Here is a 16,140-nt window from a genome sequence, read left to right as displayed (position 1 = left end):
TAAAACTTAGTATTTAACTAGAATTAGGAGGAGATTTTAATGAGTCTACAACCACATGGTGGGCTACTTGTGCAAGCATTTAATCCAGAAAAAGAAATCACATCTATTCATAAGGAAATTGAGTTGGATGCGATTTCGTTGAGTGATTTAGAGCTAATTGCTATAGGGGGTTATAGCCCAATTGAAGGTTTTTTAACACAAATAGATTATGAGTCAGTCGTGGCACAAAGTCGTTTAGCATCAGGTGTAGTATGGAGTATTCCGATTACATTACCTGTTTCAAAAGAGAAAGCGTCCATTTTACAGCCTGGTGACGAGGTAAAGCTGGTTTATTGTGATGAAGTATATGGCGTTATTGAAGTAGCAGATATTTATGAGCCGAATAAACGAAAAGAGGCTTTACTTGTCTATGGAACAGAGGATTTAGCACATCCGGGCGTTCAAAGGCTTTTTGATCGTCCTGCCATTTATGTTGGAGGAAAAATTACGTTAATTAAACGTCTTACACAAAAGTTCCCTGCTTATTCATTTGACCCAATAGAAACACGACAATTATTTGCTGACAAGGGATGGAAAACCATTGTTGGCTTCCAAACACGTAATCCAGTCCATAGGGCGCATGAATATATTCAAAAGGCAGCACTTGAAACGATTGATGGGTTATTTCTAAATCCACTTGTTGGTGAAACAAAGTCAGATGATGTATCAGCTGCTATACGTATGGAGAGCTATGAGGTTTTATTAAAAAACTATTATCCTGAAAGTCGTGTACAATTAGGTATTTTTCCAGCCGCTATGCGGTATGCAGGACCAAAGGAAGCTATTTTCCATGCACTTGTTAGAAAAAATTATGGCTGTACTCATTTTATTGTTGGTCGTGATCATGCAGGTGTTGGTGATTATTATGGCACATATGATGCACAAAAGATTTTTGAACAGTTTACTGAAGATGAATTAGGAATTGTCCCACTAAAATTTGAGCATAGCTTTTATTGTCAGCAATGTGAAGGCATGGCTACGACAAAGACATGTCCACATGATAGCTCTGCCCATGTCATTCTATCAGGAACGAAGGTACGTGAGATGCTACGAAATGGAGAAGTACCACCAAGTACATTCAGTCGTAAAGAAGTCGTAGACATTTTAATTAAAGGCATGAGTAAGGAGGTAGTGAAATGAGTTCAAACATTGTTTGGCATGAAGCCTCCATTACAAAAGAGGAACGCCGTTCAAAAAATAAACATCAAAGCTTTATTTTATGGTTTACGGGTTTATCTGCTTCAGGGAAATCATCAGTGGCCAATGCTTTTGCCCGTCGATTATTTGAAAGGAGCAATCAAGCCTTCGTATTAGATGGTGATAATGTGCGTCATGGCTTAAATAGTGACTTAGGATTCGATGAAGCAGGGCGCAAAGAAAATATTCGTCGAATAGGTGAAGTCTCAAAGCTATTTATAGAGAGCGGTCAAATTGTACTAACAGCTTTTATTTCACCTTATCGAGAAGATCGTCAGGTAGTTCGTGAACTTGTAGAGGATGGTGAATTTTTAGAGGTCTATGTAAAGTGTTCAGTAGAAACATGTGAAAAAAGAGATCCTAAAGGTTTGTATAAAAAAGCAAGGAATGCTGAAATTGCTAATTTTACAGGGATTAGCGCTCCATATGAAGAACCAATTAACCCAGAAGTTATTTTGGATACAGAACAGCATTCTATAGAAGAATGTGTGGAGCAACTGACAAATATTTTAACTGCCAAGGGATATATTTAACTAAAAAAATCTGCTCGATTTTGTAATCGGGCAGATTTTTATATTTATTTTACACCTTGTTCCTTTTTCATTCTGTCAATTTCAGGACCTAGTTCATCACGTACAGTACCTTTCCATGGCTTAACACCAGCAATATAGGAAGAACGCGTCATAATGTGTCCGCCAACAGGACCAGTGATAAAGAGGAAGAGTATCCCCAGTAAAATACGAGGGTTGAAATGATCTTCAATCAGCCAAAAGTGAAAGAATACACCAATCAATACACACATGACGCCAAGTGTTGCACTTTTTGAAGCGGCATGTGCACGTGTATACAAATCAGGTAATCGGACAAGTCCGATACCTGTCACGACAATAAAGAGTACTCCAACAGTAATGAAAAAGATAACTAAACTATTAGCGAGAATTGTCACGTTTGATGATATCTCCTTTCTCTATGAATTTAGAGAAGGCCATCGTACCGATAAACGATAAAATTGCTAGCAATAAAATGATTTCAAGAAAGAAGCTTGTTTCCACTAAAATCGAAAATAGTCCGATTAGGGAAATGAGTGAAACCCCAAGTGAATCCAAAGCTACAACTCGATCGGATGCGGAAGGACCTTTTACCATTCGATAAATGACCGCTATCATCGATAAGCAAATCACTACGATTACAGCAATAATAAATGTTGTCATGATTTACTCACCTCCAAAATCGCTTTCTCAAATGAATCTCGAATGGAAGCAATGGCTTCATCTGCATCATTAATATCAATTGCATGTACATACAATGTTTTCGCATCGTCTGATACATGCACTACGACTGTTCCTGGTGTTAGAGTAATAAGGCTTGATAATAAAGTGATTTCCCAGTCTTGTGTTAGAACAGTTGGATAAGCAAAAAAGGCAGGTTGCATGTCCAACTTTGGCTTTAATACTACTTTCAATACTTGAACATTTGCTAAAATTAACTCTTTTAAGAACAACAAAGTTAATTTTAGAATGGCCCATAATCGATAGACATAAAGACGCGACTTGAAAAACCTCCGCATGAGAAAGAGTAAGATTATTCCCATAATGAATCCTATGATAAAACCAGTTGCTGTGTAATTAGAGGAAAGGAACATCCAGACAAAGGCAAGTACAAAATTTAAAATCATTTGAAATGCCATAGTGCTAATCCTCCTTCATCACAGCATCTATATAGATAGATGGATCATTTAATAGTTTTGCAGCATCATCCATAAATGGCGTAATCCATTCAGAACCCACACCATATGCGACAGTAATAAGTACTAGCAACGCAGTAGGCATAAATAGCATTTTATAGGTAGATTTGTCGACGGTACCTTGTGTTTCTTTTTCCTCACCCCAAAAGGCATAGAGGAAAATACGAATCACGGATAGTAAAACAAGCAGTGAAGATGCTAAAATGAAAATACTGCTCCACATACTTCCAGCCTCAAAGCCTCCCTGAACAATTAACAGCTTTCCAACAAACCCACTAAGTGGTGGAATTCCAGCTAAGCCAAAAGCTGCTATTAAATAACACCAACCCAGTGCAGGGTATTTTTTCATAAGCCCACCCATTTTACGCAAGTCAGATGTACCAGTAATATAGATGATAATGCCGATTAACATAAAGAGTGCTGCCTTAATCAGCATATCGTGTATTAAATAAAACATAGCTCCTTTTAAAGAAGCCTCATTCATTTGAGAGACACCAAATAAAATGACACCTACTGCAATGACAATGTTATAGATAATAATGAGCTTTACATCGAAATAAGCGAGTGCTCCAATACAACCAGCCACAATTGTTGCAATAGCTAATGCCATTAGTAAATCATGTGTATAGGATAAATCATGTACAAAAAATAGTGTATAGGTACGTGTAATGGCATATACCCCAACCTTTGTGAGCAGAGCGCCAAATAGAGTTAAGACAGGGATCGGGGCTGCTGCATACGAAGTAGGAAGCCAAAAGTATAATGGGAAAATAGCTGCTTTTAGTCCAAATACCATTAAAAATAGTACGGCAATAACAGTAATAATTCCTGGTTGATTAATTTCAGCAATTTTTACCGCAATATCAGCCATATTTAATGTCCCTACTACAGAATATAAATAGGCAACGGTTATAACAAATAAGGCCGAAGAAATAACATTAATTAAAATATATTTAATAGACCCTTTCAGTTGCCCCTTCTCACCACCTAAAACGATAAGCAAATAGGAAGCCATTAACAATACTTCAAAGAACACAAATAAGTTAAAAATATCGCCTGTTGTAAAGGCACCATTGACCCCAGTTAAAATAAACATAATACCAGGGTAATAAAAGAAGCGTTCGCGTTCCTTAGTAATAGAACCGAAGCCATACCAAACAACAAATAGCGCAATAAGCAATGTCGTTGTAACGAGCAATGCAGACACCATATCAGATACCATTGTAATACCGTAAGGAACAGGCCAATTTCCAAATGTGACCTTTTGAATACCATCTTCCTTCACTTTTAAAAGCAGTGAAAGGGCAGAGAGGAGGGCTAGTCCAATCCCAAGTAATGAAAATGATCGCTGATAAGTTAGATTTTTTTGTCCAAACATTAAAATCATACCGAAGAAAAACGGGATGATTATGGGTAATAGTAGGAAGTTATTCATCCTCATCACTTCCTCTCATTAAGCTAATATCATCCGTATTAAGCTCTTGATAGGAACGGTAGGCAAGTACAAGGAAGAATGCTGTCACCCCAAAGCTTATAACAATCGCAGTTAAAATAAGTGCTTGGGGTAAAGGATCAGCAAATGTTTTGGCTCCTTCGTTTAAGACAGGTGGAGCTTCACCCCCAAGACCACCCATTGTTAAGATGAGTAGATGAGCACCATGACTTAACAGACCTGTTCCAATAATAATGCGCAATAAACTTTTTGATAAGATTAAATAGACCGCTGCCATAAAGAGAAAGCCGATCACAAATGCCATAATTATTTCCATTATTCATCCTCTCCAATCGTTTGAATAATGGTCATCGTAACGCCGACAACAACCAAATAGACACCGCTATCAAAAAGCATAGCCGTGTGTAATGACTGTTTGCCTAGAAGCGGTAAATCGAAATAATCAAAGAAATGTGTGAAAAACGGTTTGCCCACAAACATTGGGTATGCCGCAGTAGCAAGGGCTAATAGTAAGCCAATGGCTGTTAAATATGTGTAATTAATCGGTAGAATATGGCGGACTGTGTTGATATCATAGGCTAACACTAAAAGAACAAGTGCACTTGATGTTAACAGACCACCAACAAAGCCTCCACCAGGCGTATAGTGACCAGCTAAAAAAATATGAATGGAGAAGAAGAAAATAATGAAAAATACAATTTTAGCTGTAAATTGTATTATCACATCATTTGTTTTCATGAGTGTTCTCCTTTCTATTCATACGTAACTTAATCATAGCTAAGATGCCCATGCCAGCTATGCCGAGTACTGTAATTTCAAACAATGTATCGAAACCACGATAGTCTACTAAAATTACGTTTACAATATTTCCGCCACCAGCTAATGAATAGACGGTTTCCTCGTAGTACTTAGCAATAGAGGGAATTAGTTTTTGGGAATGAGCTGATAACGCAACAAGTGTTACCATCACACCAACTGCAATGGAAACAATGGCACGATTTAACTGGAACCTCATTCGCTCCTCGCGTTTACCAAGCTTAGGTAGATGGTAAAATGCTAATAAAAATAGTGCTACTGAAATCGTTTCTATAACGAGCTGTGTCAACGCTAAATCAGGTGCGTTAAAAATGACAAAGAATAAGGCTACTGTATAGCCAACAGTACCAAGCCCAATAATGGCCGTTAATCGTGATTTTGCCAAAATGGTGATGCCAGTACCAATTAATAAGACAATGATCAAGATAATTTCGTATAGATTAATTGGTGAGGCTCCTTGGAATGAAATATTAAATGCATCTTTCACAAATAGAGAGCCGATAACAATAATAGTTATTCCGCTAAACATATAGAGTAAATAGTGGCGCATAGAACCTGTCATATAGCGTCTAGATAAACGATTTAAGCCAACATCTAATCCCTGCATGATTTTGTCATAGGCATTGTTTAATGTTAACGCTTGTGGGAATCGTTGATACATCCCTTGCCATTTTGGTAAGGCAACAAATAACAATACGCCAACTATTATAATTCCAATAGTCATCAGTAGCTCAGGAGTGATCTTACCATGCCAAGCAGATACATGAATATCAACAGCTTGAGGCGAATCATACAAAAATGGCTGTATCGCTTGAACGGCTGGTTTTACAAAGGTATTACCTATAAAGTTTGGAATAAAGAAGATTGTCACAACTAAAGCCGCTAAAAGCATAGGAGAAATTAGCATACCAATCGGCGCCTCATGTGGTTTATGAGGTAACTGCTCCGGTTTGTAATTTCCATTAAATGTTCGGAAAACAAAATAGAAGCTATAGATAAATGTAAAAATACTAGCAATCCACGCAACAATAGGGAAAAGTGCTCCCCATGTTTCAAAGCCGAAAAATTCAAACTTTTGAAGTGCAAGCATGGCTGTTAAAAACATTTCTTTACTTAAGAAGCCATTAAATGGTGGAAGACCAGCCATTGATAAACTTCCTATTGCAGCCACAGTAAAACTAATTGGCATAATACTCATTAAACCACCGAGTTTACGAATATCTCGAGTTCCTGTTTCATGATCAACAATACCCGCAATCATGAAGAGACTGCCTTTAAATGTTGCATGATTAATAAGGTGGAAAATGGCAGCAAATGCAGCAAACTTAATGGTATCGACTGAGCCATTTGCATGAAAAGCAACAGCACTTGCCCCAAGTAGTGACATAATAAGCCCAAGCTGACTGACTGTAGAGAATGCTAGAATACCTTTTAAATCAGTTTGCTTGACTGCAAAGAAGGAACCCCAGAATAAAGTTAAGATACCGACACCTGTTACAAGCCAGACCCAAAGCTCAGAGGCTGCAAATATCGGCGTAAATCGTGCAACTAAATAGATACCTGCTTTAACCATTGTAGCTGAGTGAAGGTATGCACTTACTGGTGTTGGCGCCTCCATGGCATCTGGTAACCAAATGTAGAATGGGAATTGCGCGGATTTTGTAAATGCTCCCAAGAGTAATAGGACAAGTGACCAAGTAAATAAAGGCTGATCTACTAAATTTGGTGCCATGACAATCAATTCTCGAATGGAATAGGTTCCTCCCATTAAATAAAGAAGAACGAAGCCACCTAGCATCATTAAGCCGCCGCCAACTGTAATCATCATAGACTTTAATGCACCGAAGCGTGAGGCATCTCGATTATACCAATAGCCGATGAGTAAAAATGATGATATGGATGTTAGCTCCCAGAAGAAATAGAGTGTAATTAAATGATCTGATTGTACTACTCCCAGCATGGCTGACATAAATAACAGTAAGTAAACATAAAAGTTATGTAATTTTTCTTTATGTTTATCTAAGTAAAAAATGGAGTAAAGCACTACTAACGAGCCAATTCCAGTAATGAGTAATGAGAATAATAAGCTAAGTCCATCTAAATATGAGATGATGGAAATATTAAGCGATGGAATCCAAGGTAGCTCTGCAGTAAATACCTCACCTTTAGCAACTTGAGCAATATATGTTGCATAAATAACAGCAAGCGTAACAGGTACAGCAAGAACAAACCAACCTGTGTGAATATTATTCATGCGTTTATATAATAATGGCACTAATATTGCAACAAGCATTGGAATAAAAATATAAAGTACTTGTAACAAAAAAACCCTCCTTTATGCAGGTAAGTAAATCAATTATAACGTACTTTAATTGAGAATGCATATGTACTATAGGGATTTAGCTTGCGGTCATTGGAGAATTTTCGTTATATTATAAATAGGAAGTTATCAATAAAAATAGAGGAAAAAAATTTTTTATGAAGAACCCATATATCTATGGTTATCTACCATTAATTACAATTTTATTGTTTAGTTTGACATTTGGGATGTATGCTGTTGGTAAATCTTTGCAGATTTTTCAAGCCATCGGTGTGTATTCAGGAATGCGAGAGTTTTTATCAGATTTTGAATTACGTGTATTTCTTCTTATCGTCTTTGCCATTGTTTTTTTTATGTTATTTTCTGCTCTTAAACTTGTAGGCGAAACTATTCATGAAGTAGGAATGCTGTTCTTTTCAAAGGACAACGAAGGAGCCACAGTTAGTCAGGCTCGAGGTGGCTATATTATTTTATTTGTAGGTGCTATGTGTTCTGCATTTGCCATCCAATTTATTTATGTTTTAATAGGTATTTTTGTCATAACGATATTTACCTACTTTATTTATCTGATTTATAAAATGAGCCATTTTATATCAATGGGTGGCACAATCGGACTATTAATCTTTGAGCTTTTTATGTGGACGATTCTTTTAACATTAATTGTTTATGTCGTATTAAAGCTATATAATGGCATTTTGGCAAGTTTGCCATTTGCAAATTAAGACATACTATTAAAATAGTGATGTTAATAGCAGAAAAAGCGAGTTTGCAAGGCGAGGAGTTGATTTCCGTTACGCCAGCTAAGTCCCCTAGGAGTGACGCTGGCTCCACCCCAATTAGTAATGTGTAAAAGTGTCTTTTCTTTATTTTCATACTAGCTGTAGTAAACAAAATAACTCATTATCTGTATGATTAGAGAGGGATAACCTTTCCCAAAAATTTTATTGATCGTTTTGTTTTTTAACACTATGAAAAGGTAATAGTCTCAGTGACTACTACCTTTTATTTGTTTTACTATTCAAGCAACACATTAAATAATTGATGATGAATTTTGTACTCTTCTAATTGCTGCATCGATTGAGGTTTATCATACCCTAGCCATACAGCAGCAGTATATTCATTATTGAGTCCAGCAAGCCAGTAGTCACGATAGTCATTCGTTGTCCCTGTTTTTGCACCAACGTAGCTGCTGTTACTATAGACACCTTGACCCGTACCGTTTGCTACAACATCCGCAAGGAGTTCACGCATGTATTTTACTGTTTTAGGAGACCAAATTTGTTCACGCTGTGAATCCCAACTATAAAGCTCTGTTCCATCTATTGCTGTGACTTTGCGAATACTATGAGCAAGTACATAAGAGCCATCAATAAAACTAGTATAAGCATCTGCTAGTTCTAATGCTGTTACACCATAAGTTAGTCCTCCTAATGATGCGGCATAATTATAATCTTTCTCTACAATCGAGCGGAAGTGAAAGCGATTAAGGTAATGAAAGGCTGTCTCGACGCCAACGGTTTGAAAGAGACGAAGTGCTGATGTATTATAGCTATGTCGAAAAGCAGTACGAATTGACACATCACCATACGTATAGCCCCCATAGTTTTGTGGACAAAACGAGCCCACACAATAACGCCCACCATTGACAATCGAATCAGGTGTATGAGATGTTGTTTCGAAGAATGGTGCATAGACTGCCAGAGGCTTAAAAGCTGAGCCTGGCTGACGTGTTCCTTGGAATGCACGATGGAAATCAAATTTTTCATAGTTTTTTCCTGCATACAGACTGACTATTTCTCTTGATTGGTTTTCAATGGCTGCACCTGCTGCTTGCAATGTGTTAGTACCTAAAATAGCTGACATTTTTTCCTCATCATGCTGCTGTTTAGTAGGATCAAGTGCTGTGTGAATGATGAGTCCATTTTGAAATAAAGTATTGAGTCGATTGTCTAATTGTGCTTTAATTTTTTTCTTTTCTTCCTCATTATCTGTAGAGCTTAGTCGATCCGCATAACCTTCTTTTTCTGCAATAAGCCATTTTAGCTCTTGAAGAACATAAGTGCTATACATTGGATAACTTTGAATTTTATCTTTCACATTTAATGTAATAGGATCAGCTTTATAGTCTTTTGCCTCTTCCTCTGTAATAGCCCCATTTGCTGCAAGGGTATCTAACAAACGCTCTTGCCTTGCTTTAGTTTGATCATAATTCTTTAAAGGATTATAAAGGGAAGGGTTATTTGGGATAGCAGCAATGAAGGCTATTTCAGCTATGGATAATTCTTGGAGTGGCTTTTGAAAATAATAGGTGGCTGCTCCGCCAATGCCATAGACTTGATTACTGAAATAGGACTCATTTAGGTACATCGTTAAAATGGCTTCTTTATCAAATTCTTTTTCTAATTCATATGCATAAAAAAGCTCTGTTAATTTTCGTTCATATGTTTTTTCTTCAGATAAATAACGCATTCGAACAAGTTGCTGTGTGATTGTACTACCACCTTGAGAGGTTGTGTTGCTATTTGAATTGGCTACAACTGCACGAATAATCGCACTTAAATCAAAGCCAATATGCGTATAAAAATCAGCATCCTCACTGGTAATGAATATTTCCTGGGCAATTTGTGGAATTTCCTGTAAACTTAGTGGCTGCCGCCATTCGACATATTCCTCACTAAATGTTTGCCCATTTCGATCAATAAGGGTAACAGGTAGCTGGGCCACTACCTCAGGTAAATGTATAGCATTAGTCATTTGTTCCTCATGTGCTTGTGCAATATTGATTTCTGTTTTAATGTTTGTGCTAATCCACCATAAAGCAGGAAGGGATAGTACTATAATAAAAAAACCAAAAGCCTTTTTCATGTGTGCCTCCACTCTTTCAATAAATCCTTCATCAGAATAACATATTTTGGATTGATTCCAAATACTCGCTCAGACCTATTTACATAGTTTTAAAAATGAATAGTAAAAGTGCAAAAATCGTCAATACTTAGATGGAGAAAACCAGTAGGAAGTATGTTAGACTAAAATGAGGTCAGAAAAGGTGCAAGGGCATCTTTTTCATTGAAACTGAAATTTATCATTAAAGGAGAGACTTCCATGTTTCCACAGTTAACAACAGACGTACAAGCAGGCGAAGTGCTTGTAGAAATGAACACAACATTAGGTGCTATCAAAATTAAATTATTCCCAGAGCACGCACCGAAAACGGTTGAGAATTTTTTAGGTCATGCTAAATCAGGCTACTATAACGGCATTATTTTCCACCGTGTTATTCAAGACTTTATGATCCAAGGTGGCGACCCAACTGGTACTGGTATGGGCGGAGAATCAATTTGGGGTAATTCCTTTGAAGATGAGTTCTCAGAGCAATTGTTTAACCTACGTGGAGCGCTTTCAATGGCAAATGCAGGTCCAAACACAAATGGTTCTCAATTCTTTATTGTACAAATGAAGCACCTTCCAAGTGATATGCTTCGTCAATTACAAGGGGCGGGCTTCCCTGAAGAGATCATCGAAGCTTATGCTCAAAATGGTGGTACACCTTGGTTAGACCATAAACACACAGTATTCGGTCATGTAGTAGAAGGTATGGACATTGTGGATAAAATTGCAGATGTGGAAAAAGATTTCCGTGACAAGCCATTAGAAGATGTGAAAATTGAGTCAATTACAGTCTTTGAATAATACGTATAAGGACGTGTAGAACATGCAGAACTTTATGTATCAATTTTTATATTTCCCAGAAGATAAATCAGGTTATATTCCAGCAGCATTTGAATTTTTAATTATGCTTATTTTATGTATTATCGTTTTTACGCTTTTCAGAAAAATTTCTAAGAAACAAGAATTAAAATCAAAAGAAATTGAAGCACGTATTTTAGCAGAAAAGAAAAACACAAACAATCAACAGAATATATAAGAAAAAGAATCCGCTTGCCACAGAGGGCGAGCAGATTCTTTTTTATTGTATCAATTTTTTTTAAAGCGTCGGATAGTATTTTGCAGGGCCTTGACGGCAGTGAAACAAACCAGTACAAGTGACAAGCCAATCCCACTCAATGCAGTAATAAAGGCTACCCACTCAAAGAGTGTATAACTACCGATGCTATCGAAATCACTGCTATCTTTCCAACCTTCAATGACTAAGTTCATCCCATAAATGCCGGATACCACTGTAAAGACTGTTAAAATAAATAGTAAATTATTACTTCGATTATCGGATTGATCTTCCTGTGTTCGATACAAACTATTCAATGTTTCTTTCGTTTCTACATAATGTTCATTTATACGGAAGAACTTTCGTAACAATTGAGCAATTTCTCTACCTTCTGTTCGTACGATGACTTCTTCAAAATAATAGCGTGCAGAAAATTTTGTAATCAGCTCGATTAGTTCATTGACAACCTGTTTATCTTTGCCCCACTTTATTTCACTATACTCATAGGAAAGCTTTAAGAGCATCATTTTATAAAAATAATGAATGAACAAATTGTAATAGTGTGTACCCATAAATTCTTGAATACTATGTGTACATTTGGCAAACGGCCTATTTGTAATCGTTATTTGTGCTTGTGACGAGGTGATAATATAACTGTTAGGAGCCCAGCGTGTATGGGCATGCTCTTGTACATAATTAGAGATATATGGAGGATTAGTGCTAGAAATAAAAGGTTTGCCAGCAGGAGTCCTACCGTCTACTTGCCCTAATCGAAATAAATGCTCGGGTATAATTTTAGCTTCTTCCTCTGCAATTAAATAAGCTGAGGCAAACATTCTCTCATCTTCAAAGAAAGGTAAGCCTTCATAGCTATGGTCTTGTTGATGTAATAGAAAGGGTTTTAAATAAGGTATAAAATACTTAAATAATAATTCACTCGTAGAAGAACAATGACCAAATGAAAAATGATGACTTGCACCTTTCTCCTCTCTTAGTTTAGCCTCTAATACTCTAAAATAGTGAATAAAATTTAATATATCACTTAGATCATGTGATTGATCTATAATATTTGTTCTTACTGTTATAATCCCATTCCCAAAAGGACATAATGTCACATCAATACTCATCACTTCGTAATCATAATTGATTTGACTTTCTTGAAGATGTAAGGCGCCTTGTGTATAAAAAGCTTTCGAAAAACGAATAAAGTCAGGGTTATTCATATCGTTCGGAAATAATTTATCCTCCAAAAAAGGATAGAAAAATTGGGCAAGTTCCTCATGTATAATCGTCATATCACCATAAAAAGCGTCTTCAAGAGATGTATTTTTTAAGGTGAAAAAGGAAAAGCCCTCGTTTAGTAGTACATCACTGATTTTTTGACGATTTTTTTCGGAATAGGCGAAGGGAAATAGGAATGTCATATAAGCACGTTTAATCGTTAATGGGACAATGTCCATGTAAAATCACCTCTTTATAAATCCGATTGATAAGAACCTTTTCCACAAAATTTTGATTTTAAACATAGAAAAAGGATATCTCCAAGGGAGAGATATCCTTTCAACCATTTTATTGCGCAAAGACCTTTTTAAAACGCTCGACTCCATCCTTCACAGTATCAAATGAACAAGCAACATTCATACGTAGGAAGCCACGACCTTCTTCTCCGTATTTTGTACCTGGTTCTAGAGCAAGCTTTCCGATTTCAAGTAAGCGGTTCATGATCTCCTTCTCTTCAAGCGCTAGCTCTCGGTAATCAATCCAGATTAAATAAGTGGATTGAGGAATCGTAACACGAATACCTGGAATCTGCTCTAACTCAGCTTTCACATATTCCATATTGGCAGAAATATAAGGGAGTAATTCATCTAACCAAGGAGCCCCTTCTGTGTATGCTGCATGAAGGGCAACGGAGGCAAATGTATTTAATGAGCCTTGACCACTTGCCATATTGATGGCCTCTAGCTTCAAGCGTTTTTTCTTATCTGTTACGATCATATATGAAACTTGAATTCCTGCTAAGTTAAATGTTTTTGTAGGAGCCATACACGTAACAATGCGATTGATTTCATCACCTGCAACTTTAGCTAAAGGAATATGTTTATCCCCATTGATCATTAAATCAGCATGGATTTCATCAGAGATAATAATGACATCATATTTAGCACAAAGTCGTACAATTTCCTTTAAAGTAGCTTCATCCCATACATAGCCTCCTGGATTATGCGGGTTACATAGTATGTAAGCTTTCACATCTTGAGCTAATGCCTGCTCGAAGGCTTCAAAATCATAGACAAACAACCCGTCTTTTTCTGTTAATGGACAGCTCACAACTTCACGACCATTACTTTTTGGTATGTTAAAGAATGGCGGATAAACTGGAGGTGAAATGAGTACTTTGTCACCAGGGTTAGTTAGGGCAACAACGCTGTTAGCTAATGCAGCCACCACACCATTACAGAATAGGATGGCTTCTTTCTCAATGTGCCAGTTATGGCGAGTATTTTGCCAGTCTATAATGGATTGAATCGCTTCTTCACTCATATAACTATAGCCAAAAATAGTATGTTCAGCATGTTGTTGTAAAGCCTTTGAAACGGCTATTGGAGCAGCAAAATCCATATCGGCTACCCACATTGGCAAGATATCTGAGGCATCGTTTAGGCCATAAACCTTTTCCATTGCGTCCCATTTGACAGAGTTTGTACATCGACGTTTGATAGTTTGATCAAAAATAGACAAGTAAAATCACTCTTTTCTTTTTTTTTTACTATGGTATCATACGAGTATGATCAAAGGATAATAGGTGAGTATTTTGGAAAATATAAAAATGAATCAAGCAGCTGTCCATCTGCTAGAGGAGTGGGATCCATTCCACTTAGGTCCAGACCATTATGATACAGAAACAGCAGATGTAGTTGCAGCACTGCAAGGGATTGATGATCCATCAACACTTGCAAAAGTTATTCAAGAAACATATGAGCATTCGTTTGAGCAATGGATACCATTTGAAGATTGTGTAGCCATTTCTTACAAACTAATTGCCATTAAATTTGAAGCGAAATGTATTATTTAAAATATTTTGCATATTCCTTATAAAAAAGGGGTTGTCAATGGACAACCTCTTTTTTAATGTATCATGAGGCTAATACTTATTTAAATAAAGGCAAAATCCCCTGGATGAAAATAATAAAAATGGCGAGTGGGGAGACGTAGCGAATTAAAATGTACCAAATATTAAACAAGAAGCTAGACGCAGCTAATTCTTTACGTGAAATATCCCTTGTATAATAATAACCTGCAAAAATTGAAATCAACATAGCTCCAATCGGCATACCGATGCTATTAGTCATAAAATCAACAAAGTCAAAAATAGAGCGATCTACTATTTTTATATCTGCTAATATACCAAATGAAAGGGCACTTGGAATACCAAAGATGAAAATAATGATTCCACCAATCCAAGCAATTTTTCTGCGTTTTTCTGTTTTATCACCAATTGCGATTGCCACGACTATTTCTAACATGGAAATGGAAGAAGTGACTGTAGCAAAAAGCAATAGAATGAAGAAGATTATTAAGAATAAGCCACCAAGAGGTAACTGCTCGAATACAGCTGGCAAAATAATGAATACTAAGCCTGGCCCTTGATCAGGCGTATAACCAAGCGCAAACACTGCTGGGAAAATAACAAGTCCTGCAAGTAAAGAGATAATAATATTCATAGATGCTACATTAATCGCAGAGTTACCAATCTTCTCTGTTTTAGATAAATAGGAAGCATATGTAATCATAACCGCAATACCTACACTTAATGAGAAGAAAGCTTGTCCTAAGGCCATTAAAAATGTTTCAGCATTCAAATAGGACCAATCAGGTACAAACATAAATTTAACGCCTTCCATAGCCCCGTCTAAAGTTAGAGAGCGAATAACTAGGACAATAAAGAAAATAAAGAGGAGAGGCATCATCCATGTGCTGGCTTTTTCAATTCCACCCTTAATACCTGCTGACACAATGACCACTGTTAATAACATAAATAGTCCCTGTACAAGTACTGCTTCAAAAGGGCTTGAAATAATATTGCCAAATAAATCAGCGTAGTTGATATCAGAGCCAGCATTCGTTAGCTTAAATGTAAAGGCACGACCCAAGTAGCTTAAAATCCATCCACCAACAACGCTGTAGAATGATAAGATAAGACCTGCGATTACCATACCGCCCCAGCCAATCAAATACCATGGCTTTCCTGGCGCTTGTTCCTTAAAGGAAGTGACAGCATCCTTTTGACCTCGACGACCAATCATGAACTCAGCAATGAGGACGGGTAAGCCAATAAAGAAAGTACATAAAATAAATAATAAAATAAAGACACTACCGCCATTCGTACCCGCCATATAGGGGAATTTCCAAATGGCTCCTAACCCTATAGCACTTCCTGCGGCAGCTAAAATAAACCCAATTTTTGTTGTAAATTGATCCCTCGAAGACACGAAAATAAATCCTCCTTATACTAAAGTATTATTTTACCTCAATATTCTCATAACACAAGCAAATATCAGAAAATTGATGATAGCAAGAAAGACATTTGAAGGAGTAAAAATATAGAGAGATGACATATGAGGAAG

At 36.8% G+C, this 16,140-nt stretch carries 17 protein-coding genes; 6 read left to right on the top strand and 11 right to left on the bottom strand.

Annotated elements, in window-relative coordinates:
- Nucleotides 1-39: 39 nt before the first annotated feature.
- Together sat and cysC are read left to right on the top strand one after the other, a co-directional pair.
- Nucleotides 40-1,179, top strand: a complete 1,140-nt coding sequence (sat, locus tag PSR12_RS18270; RefSeq protein ID WP_274770033.1) for a sulfate adenylyltransferase — start codon at nucleotides 40-42, stop codon at nucleotides 1,177-1,179.
- Nucleotides 1,176-1,769, top strand: coding sequence for an adenylyl-sulfate kinase (gene cysC, locus PSR12_RS18265; RefSeq protein ID WP_004228371.1), 594 nt, complete (start codon nucleotides 1,176-1,178; stop codon nucleotides 1,767-1,769). Before sat ends, cysC begins: the two co-directional genes overlap by 4 nt.
- A gap of 44 nt (nucleotides 1,770-1,813) precedes the next feature.
- On the opposite strand, the gene mnhG is transcribed toward cysC, so the two are convergent.
- From mnhG to PSR12_RS18230, 7 genes are read right to left on the bottom strand one after another with little or no spacing between them, the layout of a single operon-like run.
- On the bottom strand, nucleotides 1,814-2,182 hold the full coding sequence (mnhG, locus tag PSR12_RS18260; RefSeq protein ID WP_274770031.1) for a monovalent cation/H(+) antiporter subunit G: 369 nt from the start codon (nucleotides 2,180-2,182) through the stop codon (nucleotides 1,814-1,816).
- The gene (locus PSR12_RS18255) at nucleotides 2,166-2,447 is read right to left on the bottom strand and encodes a Na(+)/H(+) antiporter subunit F1 (RefSeq protein ID WP_004228375.1); all 282 of its coding nucleotides are present in this window, start codon (nucleotides 2,445-2,447) and stop codon (nucleotides 2,166-2,168) included. Before PSR12_RS18255 ends, mnhG begins: the two co-directional genes overlap by 17 nt.
- Entirely contained in the window at nucleotides 2,444-2,923 is a 480-nt protein-coding gene (locus PSR12_RS18250; protein ID WP_004228376.1) for a Na+/H+ antiporter subunit E, read from the bottom strand. The genes PSR12_RS18255 and PSR12_RS18250 overlap by 4 nt, the downstream gene beginning before the upstream one ends.
- 4 nt (nucleotides 2,924-2,927) lie before the next feature.
- Nucleotides 2,928-4,415, bottom strand: a complete 1,488-nt coding sequence (locus PSR12_RS18245; RefSeq protein ID WP_274770028.1) for a Na+/H+ antiporter subunit D — start codon at nucleotides 4,413-4,415, stop codon at nucleotides 2,928-2,930.
- Nucleotides 4,408-4,749 carry a Na(+)/H(+) antiporter subunit C gene (locus PSR12_RS18240; RefSeq protein WP_004228379.1) on the bottom strand — a complete coding sequence of 114 codons (342 nt, stop codon included), beginning with the start codon at nucleotides 4,747-4,749 and terminating at the stop codon, nucleotides 4,408-4,410. Before PSR12_RS18240 ends, PSR12_RS18245 begins: the two co-directional genes overlap by 8 nt.
- Nucleotides 4,749-5,171, bottom strand: a complete 423-nt coding sequence (locus PSR12_RS18235) for a Na(+)/H(+) antiporter subunit B (RefSeq protein ID WP_004228380.1) — start codon at nucleotides 5,169-5,171, stop codon at nucleotides 4,749-4,751. The genes PSR12_RS18240 and PSR12_RS18235 overlap by 1 nt, the downstream gene beginning before the upstream one ends.
- A complete protein-coding gene (locus tag PSR12_RS18230) occupies nucleotides 5,158-7,572 on the bottom strand; it encodes a Na+/H+ antiporter subunit A (protein WP_274770024.1) in 2,415 nt (804 codons plus the stop codon). Before PSR12_RS18230 ends, PSR12_RS18235 begins: the two co-directional genes overlap by 14 nt.
- A gap of 155 nt (nucleotides 7,573-7,727) precedes the next feature.
- Between PSR12_RS18230 and PSR12_RS18225 the strand changes: the two genes are divergently transcribed.
- Nucleotides 7,728-8,291 (top strand): DUF5366 family protein, encoded by a 564-nt coding sequence (locus PSR12_RS18225; RefSeq protein WP_004228386.1) that lies wholly within the window; start codon nucleotides 7,728-7,730, stop codon nucleotides 8,289-8,291.
- A gap of 292 nt (nucleotides 8,292-8,583) precedes the next feature.
- On the opposite strand, the gene PSR12_RS18220 is transcribed toward PSR12_RS18225, so the two are convergent.
- The gene (locus PSR12_RS18220; RefSeq protein ID WP_274770021.1) at nucleotides 8,584-10,434 is read right to left on the bottom strand and encodes a transglycosylase domain-containing protein; all 1,851 of its coding nucleotides are present in this window, start codon (nucleotides 10,432-10,434) and stop codon (nucleotides 8,584-8,586) included.
- A gap of 237 nt (nucleotides 10,435-10,671) precedes the next feature.
- On the opposite strand from PSR12_RS18220, the gene PSR12_RS18215 reads away from it, so the two are divergent.
- Complete coding sequence (locus tag PSR12_RS18215; RefSeq protein WP_004228389.1) at nucleotides 10,672-11,259, top strand: peptidylprolyl isomerase; 588 nt, start codon at nucleotides 10,672-10,674, stop codon at nucleotides 11,257-11,259.
- Between the two features lie 22 nt (nucleotides 11,260-11,281).
- Nucleotides 11,282-11,494: a hypothetical protein gene (locus PSR12_RS18210; RefSeq protein ID WP_004228391.1), complete on the top strand. Its 213-nt coding sequence runs from the start codon at nucleotides 11,282-11,284 to the stop codon at nucleotides 11,492-11,494.
- 50 nt (nucleotides 11,495-11,544) lie between these two features.
- On the opposite strand, the gene PSR12_RS18205 is transcribed toward PSR12_RS18210, so the two are convergent.
- Nucleotides 11,545-12,972 carry a magnesium transporter CorA family protein gene (locus PSR12_RS18205; protein WP_221681298.1) on the bottom strand — a complete coding sequence of 476 codons (1,428 nt, stop codon included), beginning with the start codon at nucleotides 12,970-12,972 and terminating at the stop codon, nucleotides 11,545-11,547.
- Between the two features lie 109 nt (nucleotides 12,973-13,081).
- Entirely contained in the window at nucleotides 13,082-14,254 is a 1,173-nt protein-coding gene (locus tag PSR12_RS18200) for a MalY/PatB family protein (protein ID WP_257520408.1), read from the bottom strand.
- Between the two features lie 73 nt (nucleotides 14,255-14,327).
- On the opposite strand from PSR12_RS18200, the gene PSR12_RS18195 reads away from it, so the two are divergent.
- Nucleotides 14,328-14,588 carry a DUF1871 family protein gene (locus PSR12_RS18195; RefSeq protein WP_004228396.1) on the top strand — a complete coding sequence of 87 codons (261 nt, stop codon included), beginning with the start codon at nucleotides 14,328-14,330 and terminating at the stop codon, nucleotides 14,586-14,588.
- Nucleotides 14,589-14,664: 76 nt separating this feature from the next.
- Here PSR12_RS18195 and PSR12_RS18190 read toward each other — a convergent pair whose 3' ends face one another.
- On the bottom strand, nucleotides 14,665-16,005 hold the full coding sequence (locus PSR12_RS18190) for a sodium-dependent transporter (RefSeq protein WP_274770016.1): 1,341 nt from the start codon (nucleotides 16,003-16,005) through the stop codon (nucleotides 14,665-14,667).
- Nucleotides 16,006-16,140: the final 135 nt, after the last annotated feature.

This window comes from Lysinibacillus sp. G01H (genome assembly GCF_028872195.1).
GTDB classification, from domain to species: domain Bacteria; phylum Bacillota; class Bacilli; order Bacillales_A; family Planococcaceae; genus Lysinibacillus; species Lysinibacillus capsici.
Note: the sequence above shows the minus strand (reverse complement) of the source record. Positions and strands in the feature narration are given on the sequence as shown.